The organism is Pseudomonas putida (assembly GCF_003228315.1).
Classification (GTDB): domain Bacteria; phylum Pseudomonadota; class Gammaproteobacteria; order Pseudomonadales; family Pseudomonadaceae; genus Aquipseudomonas; species Aquipseudomonas putida_S.
The window spans coordinates 5299070-5316788 of the sequence record NZ_CP029693.1; the positions used below are offsets into that span (position 1 = coordinate 5299070).

Sequence of the window (17719 nt, forward strand, 5' to 3'; positions counted from 1 at the left end):
AAAGGACCACCAGCGCCATATCTCGACAGTAGAGGGCTAGTCTGCTAGCGATCACAAAAGCGGCCGAAACCCCACAGGAATGGCTCTTGTCCGGGATTTGTCGGGATAAAAATAAGCTGTCGCCGCACCCCTGATTAACCTGACTTTGGAGGCAGAAACACAGATCGGTACTCGAATGCAACCGTGTGTAGCGTTTCGGGTGATGTCGCGGGCTGTTTAGGCTAGAATGCACGGCCTCAAAGCACACCCCCTTCCCGAGGCTGTCCCGAAGATGTTGATCCTGCGCGGCGCTCCTGCCCTTTCTGCCTTTCGCCACAGCAAACTCCTTGAGCAACTGAGCCAGAAGGTTTCAGCTGTCAGTGGCTTGTATGCTGAATTCGCTCACTTCGCCGAAGTTACCGGCGTCCTGACCGGCGACGAACAGCAGGTGCTCGCGCGCCTTCTGAAATACGGTCCAAGCGTTCCGGTCCAGGAGCCGACCGGTCGTCTGTTCCTGGTGCTGCCGCGTTTCGGCACCATCTCGCCATGGTCGAGCAAGGCCAGCGACATCGCTCGCAACTGCGGCCTGGGCAAGATCCAGCGCCTGGAGCGCGGCATTGCCTTCTACGTGGCCGGCCAGTTCAGCGACGCTGACGCCCAGGTCATCGCCGATACGCTGCACGACCGCATGACCCAGATCGTGCTGGGCAACCTGGAGCAGGCTGCCGGCTTGTTCAGTCACGCCGAGCCCAAGCCTCTGACCGCGATCGACCTGCTCGGTGGCGGCCGCGCTGCACTGGAGAAGGCCAACGTCGAATTGGGTCTGGCCCTGGCCGAAGACGAGATCGACTACCTGGTCGACGCTTTCCTCGGTCTCAAGCGCAACCCGCACGACATCGAACTGATGATGTTCGCTCAGGCGAACTCCGAGCACTGCCGTCACAAGATCTTCAACGCCAGTTGGGACATCGACGGCGAGAGCCAGGAAAAAAGCCTGTTCGGCATGATCAAGAACACCTACCAGATGCACAACGAAGGCGTGCTGTCCGCTTATAAGGACAACGCTTCGGTGATCGTCGGTTCCGTGGCCGGTCGTTTCTTCCCGGACCCTGAAACCCGCCAGTACGGCGCGGTGCAGGAGCCGGTGCACATCCTGATGAAAGTCGAGACCCACAACCACCCGACCGCGATTGCCCCGTTCCCGGGTGCATCCACCGGTTCCGGTGGCGAGATCCGCGACGAAGGCGCGACCGGTCGTGGCGCCAAGCCAAAGGCCGGCCTGACCGGCTTCACCGTCTCCAACCTGCAAATCCCGGGCTTCGAACAGCCATGGGAAGTGCCGTACGGCAAGCCCGAGCGCATCGTCAACGCGCTGGACATCATGATCGAAGGCCCGCTGGGCGGCGCCGCGTTCAACAACGAGTTCGGTCGTCCGGCGCTGACCGGCTACTTCCGTACCTTCGAACAATCCATCACCACCCCGCACGGTGATGAAGTTCGCGGTTACCACAAGCCGATCATGCTGGCCGGCGGCATGGGCAACATCCGTGAAGAACACGTGCAGAAAGGCGAAATCGTCGTTGGCTCCAAGCTGATCGTGCTTGGCGGCCCGGCGATGCTGATCGGTCTGGGCGGCGGCGCGGCTTCCTCCATGGCCACCGGCACCAGCTCGGCGGACCTGGACTTCGCTTCGGTACAGCGCGAAAACCCGGAAATGGAACGTCGTTGCCAGGAAGTCATCGACCGTTGCTGGCAATTGGGTGACAAGAACCCGATCAGCTTCATCCACGACGTGGGCGCGGGCGGCCTGTCCAACGCCTTCCCGGAACTGGTCAACGACGGCGACCGCGGTGGCCGTTTCGAACTGCGCAACATTCCAAACGACGAGCCGGGCATGGCCCCGCACGAAATCTGGTCCAACGAATCCCAGGAACGTTACGTGCTGGCCGTTGGCCCGGCCGACTTCGAGCGCTTCAAGGCGATCTGCGAGCGCGAGCGTTGCCCGTTCGCCGTGGTCGGCGAAGCCACTGCCGAGCCGCAACTGACTGTCACCGACAGCCACTTCGGCAACAGCCCGGTGGACATGCCGTTGGAAGTGCTGCTGGGCAAGCCGCCGCGCATGCACCGTTCGGTGAAGCGCGAAGCCGAGCTGGGCGACGACTTCGATCCGTCGACCCTGGACATCGCCGACAGCGTCGAGCGCGTCCTGCATCACCCGGCCGTGGCCAGCAAGAGCTTCCTGATCACCATCGGCGACCGCACCATCACCGGCCTCGTGGCCCGTGACCAGATGGTCGGCCCGTGGCAGGTTCCGGTGGCCGACGTTGCCGTCACCGCCACCAGCTTCGACGTCTACACCGGCGAAGCCATGGCGATGGGCGAGCGCACTCCGCTGGCACTGCTGGACGCTCCGGCGTCGGGTCGCATGGCCATTGGCGAAACCCTGACCAACCTCGCGGCCTCGCGCATCGGCAAGATCTCCGACATCAAACTGTCGGCGAACTGGATGTCCGCCGCCGGTCACCCGGGCGAAGACGCGCGTCTGTACGACACCGTGAAAGCGGTCGGCATGGAGCTGTGCCCTGAGTTGGGCATCACCATTCCGGTGGGCAAGGACTCCATGTCCATGGCCACTCGCTGGAACGAAGACGGCGTGGAGAAGACCGTCACTTCGCCAATGTCGCTGATCGTGACCGGTTTCGCCCCAGTGACCGACATCCGTCAGACCCTGACCCCGCAACTGCGCATGGACAAGGGCACCACCGACCTGATTCTGATCGACCTGGGCCGTGGCCAGAACCGCATGGGCGCCTCGATCCTGGCCCAGGTTCACGGCAAGCTCGGCAGCCAGGCTCCGGACGTCGATGACGCCGAAGACCTGAAAGCCTTCTTCGCGGTGATCCAGGGCTTGAATGCCGACGGTCACCTGCTGGCTTACCACGACCGTTCCGACGGCGGTCTGCTGACCTCCGTGGTGGAAATGGCCTTCGCCGGTCACTGCGGCCTGAGCCTGAACCTCGACAGCCTGGCGGATTCTTCGGCCGACATCGCCGCGATCCTGTTCAACGAAGAACTGGGCGCCGTGATCCAGGTTCGCCAGGACTCCACCCCGGACATCCTCGCGCAGTTCAGCGCTGCCGGTCTGGGTGACTGCGTGTCGGTGATCGGCCAGCCGATCAACAATGGCCAGGTCAACATCACCTTCAACGGCGACACCGTGTTCGAAGGCCAGCGTCGTCTGCTGCAACGCCAGTGGGCCGAGACCAGCTACCAGATCCAGCGTCTGCGTGACAACGCCGACTGCGCCGATCAGGAATTCGATGTCCTGCTGGAAGAAGACAACCCGGGCCTGAACTTCAAGCTCAGCTACGACGTGAACCAGGACGTCGCCGCGCCTTACATCAAGAAAGGCATTCGCCCACAGGTTGCCGTGCTGCGTGAGCAGGGCGTCAACGGTCAGGTGGAAATGGCGGCCGCGTTCGACCGCGCCGGTTTCAACGCGATCGACGTGCACATGAGCGACATTCTGGCCGGCCGTGTCGACCTGAACGACTTCAAGGGCATGGTCGCTTGCGGTGGCTTCTCCTACGGTGACGTACTGGGTGCCGGTGAAGGCTGGGCCAAGTCGGCCTTGTTCAACAGCCGTGCCCGCGACGCCTTCCAGGGCTTCTTCGAGCGTAACGACAGCTTCACCCTCGGCGTGTGCAACGGTTGCCAGATGATGTCCAACCTGCACGAGCTGATTCCGGGCAGCGAGTTCTGGCCGCACTTCGTGCGTAACCGTTCCGAGCAGTTCGAAGCCCGTGTGGCCATGGTGCAGATCCAGGAGTCGAACTCGATCTTCCTGCAGGGCATGGCCGGTTCGCGCATGCCGATCGCCATCGCCCACGGCGAAGGCCATGCCGAGTTCGCCAGCGAAGAAGCGTTGCTGGAAGCCGACCTGTCCGGTTGCGTGGCGATGCGTTTCGTCGACAACCACGGCAAGGTCACCGAGAAATACCCGGCCAACCCGAACGGCTCGCCGCGCGGGATCACCGGCCTGACCAGCCGCGACGGTCGCGTGACCATCATGATGCCGCACCCGGAGCGTGTATTCCGTGCCGTGCAGAACTCGTGGCGTTCGGATGACTGGAACGAAGACGCTCCTTGGATGCGCATGTTCCGCAACGCTCGTGTGTGGGTGAACTAACGGCTGTGTACAAGCTCAGCTTTTTCGTTCCCGACAGTCATGTCGAAGTGGTCAAGAGCGCCGTATTCGCCGCCGGTGGTGGTCGGATCGGCGCTTACGACCACTGTGCATGGCAGGTGTTGGGCCAGGGGCAGTTTCGGCCATTGGACGGCAGCCAGCCGTTCATTGGCGAAGCGGGGCAGGTCGAGCGAGTCGAGGAGTGGAAGGTTGAGCTGGTGGTGGCCGATGAGTTGATTCGCCCGGTGGTGGCGGCTCTGAAACAGAGTCATCCCTATGAGACACCGGCGTATGAGGTGTTGCGGCTGGAGGATTTCTGATCCTGCTGACTGCTGAAATGAAAAACCCGCTGAAGTGATTCGGCGGGTTTTTTTATGCCCAGGGTTTGTGTTGTGAGTGAGGGCCTCATCGCGAGCAGGCTCGCTCCCACAATGGGCCTGTGTACACCGGCCCCTGTGGGAGCGAGCCTGCTCGCGAATGCGGCCTGTCATACACCGAAAATCTAAACCTTGGCACTGACCTCACTGCGATTGACCAACGCCTCCAGCGCTCCACTCAAACTAGCGGCCCTGTCACCCACCAACAGGTGCCAGATCCCGCCCTCAAGCTGACTCACACCCTGACACCCCAGCGCCTTCAAATCACACTCCGACAACGCCTTGCCATCTGCCAGTTGCAGACGAATGCGGGTCATCGCCACGCAATCCAGTTGCAGCACATTGTCGCCACCGCCGAGGGCGCTCAGCCATTGTTGCGCTTCAGATGTTGCCACCGTGACTACTGGCGGAGTGTCGATAATCGCAGCCGGGGTAGCGATCAGCGCGCGACCCAAAGCCGGCATCGCCAGGCGAATCTCATCGGCAATGCTGTCGGCCATCGGCCCGACCACCACCTGCAAACTGCCGCCCTTGCCCGGCCGCACCACGGCCATGGCGCCGAGTGCTTTCAAATCCGCATCCGAAGCCTTGTTGCGATCGACCATGTCCAGGCGCAGGCGAGTGGTGCAGGCGCCGACGGTGATCAGGTTCTCGGCGCCACCCAATGCCTTGATATAGGCCCCGGCGCGGTCGCTATCGGCCACTGCCGCTTTTTCAGTCGTGGCAGTGTCTTCGCGCCCCGGCGTCTTGAGGTTGAAGCGGCGAATGCAGAAATCGAACACCCCGTAGTAGATCACCGCATAGACCAGACCGACCGGAACCACGAGCCAGCCATTGGTGGATTTGCCCCAGCCAAGAATCATGTCGATGAAGCCGCCGGAGAAGGTAAATCCGAGGTGGATGTTCAGCAGGTTGGTGACCGCCATGGACAGGCCGGTCAGCAGCGCGTGCAGCAGAAAGAGCAATGGCGCGAGAAACATGAAGGCGAATTCGATCGGCTCGGTAACACCGGTCAGGAATGAAGTCAGGGCCATCGACAGGAAAATCCCTCCCATGATTTTGCGCCGTTCCGGCAGGGCGTTGCGGTACATCGCCAGGCAAGCGGCAGGCAGGCCGAAGAGCATCACCGGGAACATGCCGGTCATGAACTGGCCGCCTTTCGGGTCGCCGGCGAAGTAGCGCGACAGGTCGCCGGTTACGAGGGCGCCGGTGGTCGGGTCGGTGAAGTTGCCGAACACGAACCACGCCATGTTGTTGAGGATGTGGTGCAGGCCGGTGACAATCAGCAGGCGATTGAACACGCCGAAGACGAACGCACCCAAGCTGCCACTTTCCATCAGCAAGGCGCCGAAGCTGTTGATGCCGTGCTGGATCGGCGGCCAGATCAGACCAAACACCACGCCCAGCCCGACCGCGCTGAAACCGGTGACGATCGGCACGAAACGCCGGCCACCGAAGAATGCCAGGTACTCCGGCAGCTTGATGTCCTTGAAGCGGTTGTACAGCGCACCGGCCATCAGGCCGCTGATGATCCCTGCGAGCATGCCCATGTTGATGCTCGTATCCAGCACCTTGAGCGTGGAGACCATCACCAGATAACCAATGGCCCCGGCCAGGCCGGCCGTACCGTTGTTGTCCTTGGCAAAACCCACCGCGATACCGATGGCAAAGATCAGCGCCAGGTTGGCGAAAATCACCTGGCCGGCATCGTGGATGATCGCGATATTCAACAGGTCCGTGTCACCCAGACGCAGCAACAGGCCGGCAATCGGCAGGATCGCGATCGGCAGCATCAGCGCGCGGCCGAGGCGTTGCAGGCCTTCGATGAAGTATTGGTACATGGCGGTTCTCCGTGGATTTTTATTGTTCTTCAGCTCAGAGGCCAATGTTGGTGACAGGCGTGTCGCACCGCGCTGGCGCTGCTCAACTTGAGCAAGTCCTGGCTGATGCGCCGGCATTCGCCGGCGTCGAGGTGGCGCACGCGGTCCTTGATTTCACCGACCTGCACCGGGCTTACCGACAGTTCGCTCACGCCCAGTCCGATCAGCACAGGCGTGGCCAGTGGATCGGAAGCCAGCGCGCCGCACACACCGACCCAGCGTCCGTGCTGCGCGGCGCCGGCGCAGGTCTGGGCGATCAGGCGCAGCAGCGCCGGATGCAGGGCATCGACACGCGAGGCGAGGCCGGCGTGGTCGCGGTCCATGGCCAGGGTGTATTGCGACAGATCGTTGGTGCCGATGGACAGGAAGTCCGCGTGTTCGGCCAACTGTTCGGATAACAGCGCGGCGGCCGGCACTTCGATCATCACCCCCAGCTCCGGTCGTTCACTCACGCCCAGTTCGCTGCACAAGGCATCGAGACGCTGACGGATGTGCAGCAGTTCATCGACTTCGGTGACCATCGGCAACAGGATCCGGCAGCGGGACAATGGCGTGACGTGAAGCAGGGCACGCAGTTGCTGGTCGAGAATTTCCGGGCGGGCCTGGGCCAGGCGAATGCCGCGCAGACCGAGCACCGGATTGGCTTCGACCGGTAGCGGCAAGTAATCGAGTTGCTTGTCGCCGCCGACGTCGATGGTGCGGATGATCACCGACTTGTCGCCCATGGCATCGAGCACGGCTTGATAGGCGCGGTGTTGCTCCTGTTCGTCTGGCGCGGTCTGGCGGTCGACGAACAGGAACTCGGTACGCAACAGGCCGACGCCGTCGGCACCGTTGGCCAGTGCATCGGCGGCTTCAACACTGGAGGCGACGTTGGCGGCGACTTCGATGCGCAGGCCGTCGCGGGTTTGCGCCGGTGTGTGGGCCTGGGATTGTTGCTCTTTGCGACGTTGCTCGTGCTGTATTTGCGCCTGATGGACTTCGGCCAGGCGTTCGGCGCTCGGCACCAGTTCGAGACGACCACCGTCGGCGTCCAGCACCACCGCCTGGCCTTGCTCCTGATCCAGCAGCGACGTGCCGAGCGCAACCACACAAGGCAAGCCTTTGCCGCGCGCGAGGATCGCCACGTGGGAAGTCGCGCCGCCCTCGGCCATGCACAACCCGGCGACACCTTGCTGACTCAGTTGCAGCAGATCGGATGGGGTCAATTCGTGGGCCGCGACGATGGCGCCCGGCGTTATGTCGTAATGCCAGGCTTCACCGAGCAGGGCGCGCAGCACCCGTTGCTTGAGATCGCGCAGGTCGTTGGCGCGTTCGGCCAAAAGTGAACTGCCCAATTGCTGGAGCACCTCGCATTGGGCATCGATCGATTGGCTCCAGGCGTGGGTCGCGGCGCTGCCCTGATCGATGGAAAGGCTGGCTGCGTCGAGCAAGGCCGGGTCTTCGAGCAACGCGAGGTGGGCGGCGAAGATCGCCTCTTCGTCGGTGTTCTTGAGTTTTCTGGTCTGGGTCAGGGTGCTGGCGATTTCGCTTCGCACTTGGGCCAGTGCGGTATCCAGAGCCTGTCGTTGCTGCGTCGGGTCATTGTCCCCGGTATCCACCGGCAGACTGATCGCGCTCAAACGCACCAATGGTCCGCCGACCAGCCCCGGCGCGGCGCAGACACCGTGCAGTACGCCGGCTTCAGCCGCCCGATTGCGCTGGAACATTGGTGGCGGCGCGGCGGCGTGATGCTCTTCCGGCAGCGCCGTGGTCAAGGCGATCAACAGGGCCTGGAGCGCGGCTTCGGCGTCCGGGCCCTGGCAGCTGACTTGCACTTCGTCCTGCTCGCCGATGGCCAGACCCATCAGTCCGATCAGGCTGTCGCAGCTGGCCGATTTGCCGGCGAAATGCAGCTTTGATTTGCTTTTGAAACCTTGTGCGGTCTGCCGAATCAACGCTGCTGGCCGTGCATGCAAACCGCCACGATGAGCGATGCGGATGTGACCGATCTGTTCTTCGCCGACGCCTTCCACGTCCGTCGCCACACCTGCGCCATGGCGGCGAATGATGTGCAGCAACGGCTCGCCGACTTTGACCGACTTGAGCGTGATGGGGCGCGCCTGGAAATCCTGGCTGTTGGTGAGGATCAACAGGCTGACCAGGCTTTTGCACTGTTGCGCGACCCGGTCCTGTTCATAGCGCAGCAGCGGCTGACCATTGGCAACCCGCGCGCCTTCCTGTACCAGCATCGAGAAGCCCTGGCCCTGCAGCTCCACCGTGTCGAGGCCCAGGTGCAGCAGCAGTTCGGCACCGTTGTCGGCGCGCAGGGTCACGGCGTGGCCGGTGCGTGCGACATGCACCACGACGCCGGCGCAGGGGGCGTGCAGGGTGTCGTTGAGCGGGTCGATGGCAATCCCGTCGCCCATGGCGCCGCTGGCGAACACCGCGTCCGGGACTTTGGCGAGGGTGAGCACCGGGCCGCTGAGCGGGGCGCTGAGGGTCAGCTCTTTATTGTTGTTGTGCATGGCTTGGTCTCATCAGGAAATCTATTCGGATCAACGCGCACCCTGTAGGAGCGAGCCTGCTCGCGAAGAACGACAGAGCGCCGCGGGGTGTCAGGCTGCCAGCGTCATCGTTAACGACCATCGCGAGCAGGCTCGCTCCTGTAGGGGGACGTGTCTTCAATGGGTGCGGGTGACCTTGCTCAGGTGCCGTGGCTGGTCCGGGTCCATGCCCCGTGCAACGGCCAAGCCGGCTGCCATCACGTAGAAACTCTGGATCGCCAGGATCGGGTCGAGGGCCGGGTGTTCGGCGCGGGTCAGTGTCAGGTCGCGTTCGCTGACGTCGTCCGGCGCCGCCAGCAAAACCCGGGCACCGCGTCGGCGCATGTCCGCCGCCAGACTCAGCAGGCCGGCCTGTTCGGCACCGCGCGGGGCGAAGATCAGCAACGGGTATTGCTCACCGATTAGCGCCATCGGGCCGTGCCGGACTTCGGCGCTGCTGAAGGCTTCGGCCTGGATCGCCGAGGTTTCCTTGAATTTGAGCGCGGCTTCCTGGGCGATGGCGAACCCGGCACCACGGCCGATCACCATCAACCGCTGGCAATCGCGCAGGGCCTCGATGGCCGGGCTCCAGTCCTGTCGAGCAGCTTCACGCAGGCCTTCGGGCAGGGCGCTGCCGGCCTCGAGCAGTTCGGGGTCGTCTTTCCAGTGCCCGATCAACCGCGCGCTGGCGCTGAGGGTGGCGATAAAACTCTTGGTCGCAGCGACGCTGCTTTCGATGCCGGCCAGCAGCGGCAGGCTGAATTCGCAGGCCGCTTCCAGTGGCGAGTCGGCGGCATTGACCATGGCGATGCTCAGCGCGCCGCGTTTGCGCAGCAGGCGCAGGCTGTTGACCAGATCCGGACTCTGCCCCGATTGCGAAAAGGCGAACGCCACCTGGCCACTGACCTTCAACGGTGCCTGTTGCATGGTGACCACCGACATCGGTACCGAGGCCACCGGGATACCCAGCAACTGCATGGTCAGGTAGGCGAAGTAACTGGCGGCGTGGTCGGAACTGCCACGGGCCACGGTCATGGCCACTTGCGGTGGCTGACGGCGCAGGCGTCCGGCGATCTCGATCATCGATGGATCGAGCTGCTGCAATTGAGCCTGCACGGCCTCGAACGAGGACAGCGCCTCTTCAAGCATTTTTGAAGTCAATGTCTTCTCCTTCGACCATGACGGCGGTCAGTTTCAGTGAGCGATCCAGCCGCACGCAGTCGGCCCAGGCGCCCGGTTCCAGGCGTCCGCGTTCGTTGAGGCCGAGGTAATCGGCGGGAAATTGCGACAGGCGTTGCGACGCCTCGGCGATGGGCAAACCGATCTTCACCAGGTTGCGCAGGGCCTGATCCATGGTCAGGGTGCTGCCGGCCAGGGTGCCGTCGGGCAGGCGCACGCCGCCCAGGCATTTGGTCACGGTGTGGCTGCCGAGCTTGTATTCACCGTCGGGCATGCCCGCGGCGGCGGTGGAGTCGGTCACGCAGTACAGGCAGGGGATCGAACGCAGGGCCACGCGGATCGCGCCGGGGTGCACGTGCAGTAAATCCGGAATCAGTTCGGCGTACTGCGCATGGGCCAGTGCGGCGCCGACGATGCCCGGTTCGCGGTGATGCAGCGGGCTCATGGCGTTGTACAAGTGTGTGAAGCTGGTGGCGCCGGCTTCCAGGGCGGCGACGCCTTCTTCGTAGCTGCCGAGTGTGTGGCCGATCTGCATGCGAATGCCTCGGCTGCTCAAGGTGCGGATCAATGCATCGTGACCGGCGATTTCCGGAGCGATGGTGATCACGCGGATCGGCGCCAGCGCCAGGTAGGCTTCGACTTCAGCCAGCATCGCCGTGTGGGCGAAGTTGGGTTGTGCGCCGAGTTTTCCCGGATTGATGTAGGGGCCTTCCAGATGCACGCCCAGAACCCGGGCGCTGCCTGTAGGACGTTGTTCACAAAATTCGCCGACAGCCTTGAGCACCCTGGAAATCTCTTCGCTTGGCGCGGTCATGGTGGTGGCCAGCAACGACGTGGTGCCGAAGCGCACATGGGTTCGGGTGATGGTTTCGAAGGCGGGCGCGCCTTCCATGATGTCCTTGCCGCCACCGCCGTGAACATGCAGGTCGATGAAGCCCGGCAACAGATAGGGCAGGTCGTTGTCCGTCGGATCGCAGGGCACGCCTTCGATCGACACGACTTTGCCGTGTTCGTGATGCAGCCGGCCGCGAACCCAGCCTTGGGCTGTGAGGATGTTGTCTTCGGACATGATCTGTTTCCCGGTTTCTGACAGTGCAGCTCTTTACCTGCGAAGCTCTGCAACAAAGTCGTAATAGTCGTTGCGGCAGTAGGTGTCGGTGACTTCGATGGGCGTGTTGTCTTCGAGGTAGCCGACCCGGGTCATCAGCAGCATGGCGGTGCCGGGGGCGATGCCCACCAGCGTGGCGAACTCGTCCGAGGCGTTGATCGCCTGAATGTGCTGCAGGGCGCGGACCACGGGTTTGCCGATGCCATCGAGGTACTCGTAAAGGGAGTCGCCCACCGCCTGCGGCCTGGGAATGATCGAGGCGGGCAGGGTGCTCATCTCGATGGCCATCACCGTGTCATCGGCTTTGCGCAGGCGTTTCATGCGCGCCACCTTGTCGTTGGGCGACAGGCCGAGGCGGATCAGCTCTTCATGGGTGGGCAGGGTGATTTCCCGTTCCAGCCATTGCGAGCCCGGCACAAAGCCCTTGAGGCGCAACATCTCGCTGAAGCCGGACAGGCGCGACAAGGGTTGTTCCAGGCGGGGTGTGATGAAAGTGCCGGAGCCCTGGTTGCGACGGATGAGGCCTTGTTCGAACAACACTTCCAGCGCCTTGCGTGCGGTGACGCGGGAGATGCCCAGGGTTTCGCTCAGGCTGCGTTCCGATGGCATCGCCTGCTCGGCTTTCCATTGGCCGGCATGGATGGCCGCTTCCAGGTTGCGCGCCAGTTGCAGGTACAGGGGCGTGGGCTGGGTATCGTCGGGGCGCAGGGCGATGAGGTCGTTCATGCAGGCATGTTCCGATGCGGATATAGGATTGTTGTCGCACGGTTGTTGGACAAAAAACTAATACCACTTGAATACCATGTCAACGCGTGGGGTAGGTGTAAGACGCAGTAATACCGGCAGAAATGTGCAGTCAGGAAGGGGGTTGGTTTGAAGTGGTATTAGCGGTGGGCGCTTTAAAAGCAAAGATCGCAGCCTTCGGCAGCTCCTGCAGGTGGAAGTGGTATTCACCCTGTAGGAGCTGCCGAAGGCTGCGATCTTTTGATTTTATTTTTTGAGGAGCGACGAAAGGTCGTTGTTACGGACGGATTTCGATCATGGTGCCATCGGGCACCAGGTTCCAGACTTCGCGCATGTCCACGTTGCGCATGGCCACGCAGCCGTCGGTCCAGTCCAGGGTGTGGAACAGGGATTCGGGGTTTTCTTCGGTGTCCGGGGTGCCGTGGATCATGATCATGCCACCCGGATCGACATTTTCGCGACGGGAGCGGGCCGAGTCGCTGATGTTCGGGTAGGAGATGTGCATCGCCAGGTTGAATTTGTCACTGACCTTGCGCCAGTCGATCCAATAGAAACCTTCAGGGGTGCGGCGGTCGCCTTCCATCAGTTTCTGGCCCCTGGGATTACGGCCCAGGGAGATGCGATAGGTCTTGAGCGGCTTGCCGTCATTGATCAATTGCAATTGATGGGCAGATTTGAGAACCAGGACTTTCTCGATGACCTTGCCGTCGTACGTCCCCACGGCAGAAGCCTGGGAAAGCGTGGCGAACGACAAACAGAACAGGGCAAGCAACCAGCGCATTGAAACGATTCCCCAGAAGGTGTCGCGACTATATGTATTTATAGGTGTTTTTAGTTGGCAGGCTGAGCCAGCGGCGGGATCGATTCGGACCGTACGGGATAGACCTCGGCCCGCCGGTCAGCGAAGAAGCATTCTAAGGTACGGCCCACGGTGCGGAAAGCCAGCTCGTCCCAAGGGATGTCCGCTTCGTCGAATAATTGCACTTCCAGGCTCTCGGGACCGGGGGCAAAGTCCAGATCTGCCAGTTCTGCGCGGAAAAACACATGCACCTGGCTGATGTGCGGTACATCGATCAGGGTATAGATGCTCAGGTTGCGCACCCGGGCGCAGGCTTCCTCGGCGGTTTCGCGGATGGCCGCCTGCTCGATGGTTTCACCGTTCTCCATGAAACCGGCGGGCAGGGTCCAGTAACCCAGGCGTGGCTCGATGGCGCGGCGGCACAGCAGGACCTTGCTGCCCCAGGTGGCCACGCAGCCGGCGACGATGTTGGGGTTCTGGTAATGGATGGCCTGGCAACTGTCGCAGACAAAACGCAGGCGCGAATCGCCTTCGGGAATGCGCTGGGTTACCGGGTTACCGCACTGGCTGCAAAATTTCATGCTTGGGTTCCTGAATGCTGTGCCTATCTTGGCGTGCGGCGGTGCCGGTCGGCAAGTTGTCGTTTCGCGACACGCCGTCATTCGGGGGCTTGGGCGGCCGATGCGATTGGTGCATGATGCGGGGAAGGCACAGATCGAGAAAACTCATGCTGGATGAGCTACTGCATCGGGTAAGTAACCACACACCGCGCACGCTGGAGACTGACCGTCGTTTCCCCGAGGCCGCCGTACTGGTGCCCATAACTCGCAGTGATGAGCCGGAGCTGGTACTGACTTTGCGCGCCAGCGGGCTCTCGACCCATGGCGGCGAAGTCGCCTTCCCCGGTGGTCGTCGCGATCCCGAGGACCCGGATCTGATATTCACCGCGCTACGTGAAGCCGAAGAAGAGATCGGCCTGCCGCCGGGACTGGTCGAAGTGATCGGTCCGCTGAGCCCGTTGATCTCCCTGCATGGCATCAAGGTCACTCCTTATGTGGGGGTGATTCCGGATTTTGTCGAATACCAGGCCAACGATGCCGAAATCGCCGCGGTATTCAGCGTTCCGCTGGAGTTTTTCCGCGAAGATCCGCGCGAACACACCCATCGCATCGATTACCAGGGCCGCAGTTGGTACGTGCCCAGCTATCGCTATGGCGAGTACAAGATATGGGGACTGACGGCGATCATGGTGGTCGAGTTGATCAACCTGCTTTATGACGCCCGGATCAGCCTGCACCAGCCGCCCAAAAGCTTTATCAATACCTGAAGCCATCATTCGAATGGCCCGAACACGTGATGCCCTGAGGACAAACACATGAAATACCGCCTGGGCGACGCCCGTGTCGAGACTCACCCGCAGAGCTGGGTCGCCCCCAGCGCCGTGCTGGTGGGCAAGGTCAAGCTGGAAGAGGGCGCCAACGTCTGGTTCAACGCCGTGCTGCGTGGCGACAACGAGTTGATCCTGATCGGCAAGAACAGCAACGTGCAGGACGGCACGGTGATGCACACCGACATGGGCTATCCGCTGACCATCGGCACCGGCGTGACCATCGGCCACAACGCCATGCTCCACGGTTGCACCGTGGGCGACTACAGCCTGATCGGCATCAACGCGGTGATTCTCAACGGCGCGAAGATCGGCAAGAACTGCATCATCGGCGCCAATTCGCTGATCGGCGAAGGCAAGGAAATTCCCGACGGTTCGCTGGTCATGGGGTCGCCCGGCAAAGTGGTGCGCGAACTGACCGAACCGCAGAAGAAGATGCTGGAAGCCAGCGCCGCTCACTATGTGCATAACTCCCAGCGTTACGCCCGCGACCTGGCCGAGCAAGAAGAATGACCACGCCAGAACGCCCGGTGCTGTCGCCCTGCGTGAATATTTGTGCGCTGGATGACGATGACATCTGCACCGGCTGCCAGCGCACGGTGGAAGAAATCACCCGTTGGAGTCGGATGGACAACGTAGAGCGCCGCAAGGTGCTGGAGTTGTGTCATGAACGGGCCAAGTCCAGCGGGCTGGTGTGGATGATCGGGGCCAAACCGCAGAATTAAGGCGCGACCATTGTAGGAGCGAGCCTGCTCGCGATGGACTCAAGAACAACGCGGGGAACCAGATTCCCCGCGTTTTCGTTAACGACCATCGCGAGCAGGCTCGCTCCTACAGTATTCTGTGCGGCAATTTCACAGGTACTTCCCCACCCATGCTCTTCCTCATCGCCTACATCAGCAGCGTCGTGCTGATCAACTTCGCATTCTCCACCGCCCCTCACCTGGACATCATCTGGTCGGCCTGGGGCGGGCTGGTGTTCATCCTGCGCGATATGGTGCAAACACGCTTCGGCCACGGTGCCATCGTCGCCATGCTGGTGGCGCTGGTGCTGTCCTATATCACCTCCGATCCGTCCATCGCCTTGGCCAGCGCCACGGCGTTCGCCGTCTCCGAATGCATCGACTGGCTGGTGTTCAGCATCACCAAGCGCCCGCTGCACGACCGCCTGTGGATAAGTTCGGCCCTGAGCATCCCCCTGGATACCTTCATCTTTTTCGGCATGATCGATGCGCTGACCCCAGGCGTGATCCTCACCGCCCTGGGCTCGAAGTTCGCCGGGGTCACCGCCGTGTGGCTGATCATGGCCTGGCGCCTGCGCAAACAGGCCGTCGTCAGCTGAAGCCAAAGCCCGCGGTTCATGTAAAATGCCGCGCTTTCTCCCACGGGATGCGCGCAGAACGTCGCTTCCCTCGATGATCCGCTTCCTTGAGGACCTTCAGATGACCCGTATCGGAACCCCATTGTCGCCCACCGCGACCCGCGTATTGATGTGTGGCTGTGGCGAGCTGGGCAAGGAAGTGGTGATCGAGTTGCAACGCCTGGGCGTTGAAGTGATTGCCGTGGACCGTTACGCCAACGCACCGGCCATGCAGGTTGCCCACCGCAGCCACGTGATCAACATGCTCGACGGCGCCGCCCTGCGTGCGGTGATCGAAGCCGAGAAGCCGCACTTCATCGTGCCGGAAATCGAAGCCATCGCCACCGCGACCCTGGTGGAACTGGAAGCCGAAGGCTTCACCGTGATCCCGACCGCCCGCGCCACGCAACTGACCATGAACCGCGAAGGCATCCGTCGCCTGGCCGCTGAAGAGCTGGACCTGCCGACTTCCCCATACCACTTCGCCGACACCTTCGAGGACTACAGCAAGGCCGTCGCAGACCTGGGTTTCCCATGCGTGGTCAAGCCGGTGATGAGTTCCTCGGGCAAAGGCCAGAGCCTGCTGCGCAGCGCCGATGATGTGAAGAAGGCCTGGGACTACGCACAGGAAGGCGGTCGCGCCGGTAAGGGCCGGGTGATCATCGAAGGTTTCATCGATTTCGACTACGAAATTACCCTGCTGACCGTGCGCCACGTGGGCGGCACCACGTTCCTGGCGCCGGTTGGCCACCGTCAGGAGAAGGGCGACTACCAGGAATCCTGGCAGCCACAAGCCATGAGCCCGATTGCCCTGGCCGAATCCGAGCGCGTGGCCAAGGCCGTTACCGAAGCCCTGGGCGGTCGTGGTCTGTTTGGCGTCGAGTTGTTCATCAAGGGCGATCAAGTGTGGTTCAGCGAAGTCTCGCCGCGTCCGCACGACACCGGCATGGTCACGATGATTTCTCAGGACCTGTCGCAGTTCGCCCTGCACGCACGGGCGATTCTCGGCCTGCCGATCCCGGTGGTGCGCCAGTTCGGGCCATCGGCTTCGGCGGTGATTCTGGTGGAAGGCCAGTCGACCCAAACCGCGTTCGCCAACCTGGGCGCCGCGCTGAGCGAGCCGGATACCGCGCTGCGTCTGTTCGGCAAGCCTGAAGTCAACGGCCAGCGTCGCATGGGCGTGGCCCTGGCGCGCGACGAGTCGATCGAAGCGGCCCGCGCCAAGGCGACCCGTGCTTCCCAGGCGGTTGTGGTCGAGCTGTAAAAACCTCTGCGGCGGGCCTATACCTTCTAAAGGCTTCCCCGGACCCTGTAGGAGCGAGCCTGCTCGCGATGGACTCAAGAGCGCCGCGGAGAACCAGACTCCCGGCGTTATCGTTAACGACCATCGCGAGCAGGCTCGCTCCTACAGGTCATTTATTAATGCTTCAGGCCTGTACCCCATGAATTCGCAAAGCATCATCGTCCCGAAAATCTCCACACTGCCGGTGCACGAGCCCCGGGCCCGGGCGATCGTGCGGTGGCTGGTGCGCAAGAACATCATCCAGGAAGAACTCACGACCTGCGGCCGGACCGGCAACCGCATGGCCCACGCCATTGGCGAAGGTGCCCGTGCCGTGGTCCTGCACCCGGACGCGCTGCCGTTTGGCGAGCAGATCAATGGTCTGGAAATCGTCACCAAGCGCTGCATCTATACCCCCGCCAAGGGCTTCCTGGGCGAGGCAGGGTGCGCCGAGTGCCGCCAGGAAATCGGCGAAGCGCTGTTTGAAAGCCTGGAGGACTGGATGCCCGGGCGCACTGATAACTTCACCTGCCCCGAATGCGGGCATGAAGACGACATCAACGGCTTTTTGTACCTACAGGAATGCGGCTTCTCCAACTTGGGCTTCATTTTCAACAACTGGGCCGAGGCGGGGTTCAAGCAGAGCTTTCTCGACGAATTCGCCGATTGGCTGGACCAACCCGTGAGCTGGGTAAAAGTCGAACTCTGAACAACTGTGGGAGCGAGCCTGCTCGCGATGGTCGTGAACGATAACGCGTGCTTTCTGGAAACAAGCGGTGCCTTCAAGTACATCGCGAGCAGGCTCGCTCCTACAGAAAAGCAGCCATAAATTCCCGTATATCAGCAATGCCAATAATAGACAGAGTTTTACATTGAACCCGAAGGGGTGTCTGACTATAATGGCGCGCTTCCA

The 17719-nt window shown here is 62.3% G+C and carries 15 protein-coding genes; 8 read left to right on the forward strand and 7 right to left on the reverse strand.

Annotated elements, in window-relative coordinates:
• The first annotated feature begins 271 nt into the window (after positions 1-271).
• Positions 272-4168 (forward strand): phosphoribosylformylglycinamidine synthase, encoded by a 3897-nt coding sequence (gene purL, locus DKY63_RS24820; protein WP_110966520.1) that lies wholly within the window; start codon positions 272-274, stop codon positions 4166-4168.
• Positions 4169-4173: 5 nt separating this feature from the next.
• Positions 4174-4485, forward strand: a complete 312-nt coding sequence (locus DKY63_RS24825) for a YqfO family protein (protein WP_110966521.1) — start codon at positions 4174-4176, stop codon at positions 4483-4485.
• Between the two features lie 182 nt (positions 4486-4667).
• Here the strand turns inward: DKY63_RS24825 and nagE are convergent, their stop codons facing one another.
• The 7 genes from nagE to DKY63_RS24860 form a co-directional block, all read right to left on the reverse strand.
• Positions 4668-6383, reverse strand: coding sequence for an N-acetylglucosamine-specific PTS transporter subunit IIBC (gene nagE / locus DKY63_RS24830; RefSeq protein WP_110966522.1), 1716 nt, complete (start codon positions 6381-6383; stop codon positions 4668-4670).
• Between the two features lie 29 nt (positions 6384-6412).
• Positions 6413-8929 carry a phosphoenolpyruvate--protein phosphotransferase gene (gene ptsP / locus DKY63_RS24835; RefSeq protein WP_110966523.1) on the reverse strand — a complete coding sequence of 839 codons (2517 nt, stop codon included), beginning with the start codon at positions 8927-8929 and terminating at the stop codon, positions 6413-6415.
• A 156-nt stretch (positions 8930-9085) separates the two neighbouring features.
• Complete coding sequence (locus DKY63_RS24840; protein WP_110966524.1) at positions 9086-10108, reverse strand: SIS domain-containing protein; 1023 nt, start codon at positions 10106-10108, stop codon at positions 9086-9088.
• Positions 10089-11195 carry an N-acetylglucosamine-6-phosphate deacetylase gene (nagA, locus tag DKY63_RS24845; protein ID WP_110966525.1) on the reverse strand — a complete coding sequence of 369 codons (1107 nt, stop codon included), beginning with the start codon at positions 11193-11195 and terminating at the stop codon, positions 10089-10091. Before nagA ends, DKY63_RS24840 begins: the two co-directional genes overlap by 20 nt.
• 33 nt (positions 11196-11228) lie before the next feature.
• Positions 11229-11960, reverse strand: coding sequence for a GntR family transcriptional regulator (locus tag DKY63_RS24850; protein ID WP_110966526.1), 732 nt, complete (start codon positions 11958-11960; stop codon positions 11229-11231).
• 295 nt (positions 11961-12255) lie between these two features.
• Positions 12256-12759 (reverse strand): L,D-transpeptidase family protein, encoded by a 504-nt coding sequence (locus DKY63_RS24855; RefSeq protein ID WP_110966527.1) that lies wholly within the window; start codon positions 12757-12759, stop codon positions 12256-12258.
• Positions 12760-12809: 50 nt separating this feature from the next.
• The gene (locus tag DKY63_RS24860) at positions 12810-13358 is read right to left on the reverse strand and encodes an NUDIX hydrolase (protein WP_110966528.1); all 549 of its coding nucleotides are present in this window, start codon (positions 13356-13358) and stop codon (positions 12810-12812) included.
• A 146-nt stretch (positions 13359-13504) separates the two neighbouring features.
• On the opposite strand from DKY63_RS24860, the gene DKY63_RS24865 reads away from it, so the two are divergent.
• From DKY63_RS24865 to DKY63_RS24895, 6 genes are all read left to right on the forward strand, one after another.
• On the forward strand, positions 13505-14104 hold the full coding sequence (locus DKY63_RS24865) for a CoA pyrophosphatase (RefSeq protein WP_110966529.1): 600 nt from the start codon (positions 13505-13507) through the stop codon (positions 14102-14104).
• Between the two features lie 48 nt (positions 14105-14152).
• Positions 14153-14677 carry a gamma carbonic anhydrase family protein gene (locus tag DKY63_RS24870; protein ID WP_110966530.1) on the forward strand — a complete coding sequence of 175 codons (525 nt, stop codon included), beginning with the start codon at positions 14153-14155 and terminating at the stop codon, positions 14675-14677.
• The gene (locus DKY63_RS24875; RefSeq protein ID WP_110966531.1) at positions 14674-14889 is read left to right on the forward strand and encodes a DUF1289 domain-containing protein; all 216 of its coding nucleotides are present in this window, start codon (positions 14674-14676) and stop codon (positions 14887-14889) included. The genes DKY63_RS24870 and DKY63_RS24875 overlap by 4 nt, the downstream gene beginning before the upstream one ends.
• Before the next feature lie 149 nt (positions 14890-15038).
• Positions 15039-15506 (forward strand): VUT family protein, encoded by a 468-nt coding sequence (locus DKY63_RS24880; protein WP_110966532.1) that lies wholly within the window; start codon positions 15039-15041, stop codon positions 15504-15506.
• Positions 15507-15606: 100 nt separating this feature from the next.
• Positions 15607-16788 (forward strand): formate-dependent phosphoribosylglycinamide formyltransferase, encoded by a 1182-nt coding sequence (gene purT / locus DKY63_RS24885; protein ID WP_110966533.1) that lies wholly within the window; start codon positions 15607-15609, stop codon positions 16786-16788.
• Positions 16789-16966: 178 nt separating this feature from the next.
• Entirely contained in the window at positions 16967-17515 is a 549-nt protein-coding gene (locus DKY63_RS24895; RefSeq protein WP_110966535.1) for a sugar ABC transporter ATPase, read from the forward strand.
• Positions 17516-17719: the final 204 nt, after the last annotated feature.

Bases quoted from the DNA above. Each gene is read 5' to 3' on its own strand.
- purL (WP_110966520.1), top strand. From the start codon at position 272: ATGTTGATCCTGCGCGGCGCTCCTGCCCTTTCTGCCTTTCGCCACAGC.
- nagE (WP_110966522.1), bottom strand. From the start codon at position 6,383: ATGTACCAATACTTCATCGAAGGCCTGCAACGCCTCGGCCGCGCGCTG.
- ptsP (WP_110966523.1), bottom strand. From the start codon at position 8,929: ATGCACAACAACAATAAAGAGCTGACCCTCAGCGCCCCGCTCAGCGGC.
- nagA (WP_110966525.1), bottom strand. From the start codon at position 11,195: ATGTCCGAAGACAACATCCTCACAGCCCAAGGCTGGGTTCGCGGCCGG.
- DKY63_RS24850 (WP_110966526.1), bottom strand. From the start codon at position 11,960: ATGAACGACCTCATCGCCCTGCGCCCCGACGATACCCAGCCCACGCCC.
- DKY63_RS24855 (WP_110966527.1), bottom strand. From the start codon at position 12,759: ATGCGCTGGTTGCTTGCCCTGTTCTGTTTGTCGTTCGCCACGCTTTCC.
- DKY63_RS24860 (WP_110966528.1), bottom strand. From the start codon at position 13,358: ATGAAATTTTGCAGCCAGTGCGGTAACCCGGTAACCCAGCGCATTCCC.
- DKY63_RS24865 (WP_110966529.1), top strand. From the start codon at position 13,505: ATGCTGGATGAGCTACTGCATCGGGTAAGTAACCACACACCGCGCACG.
- DKY63_RS24870 (WP_110966530.1), top strand. From the start codon at position 14,153: ATGAAATACCGCCTGGGCGACGCCCGTGTCGAGACTCACCCGCAGAGC.
- DKY63_RS24875 (WP_110966531.1), top strand. From the start codon at position 14,674: ATGACCACGCCAGAACGCCCGGTGCTGTCGCCCTGCGTGAATATTTGT.
- DKY63_RS24880 (WP_110966532.1), top strand. From the start codon at position 15,039: ATGCTCTTCCTCATCGCCTACATCAGCAGCGTCGTGCTGATCAACTTC.
- purT (WP_110966533.1), top strand. From the start codon at position 15,607: ATGACCCGTATCGGAACCCCATTGTCGCCCACCGCGACCCGCGTATTG.
- DKY63_RS24895 (WP_110966535.1), top strand. From the start codon at position 16,967: ATGAATTCGCAAAGCATCATCGTCCCGAAAATCTCCACACTGCCGGTG.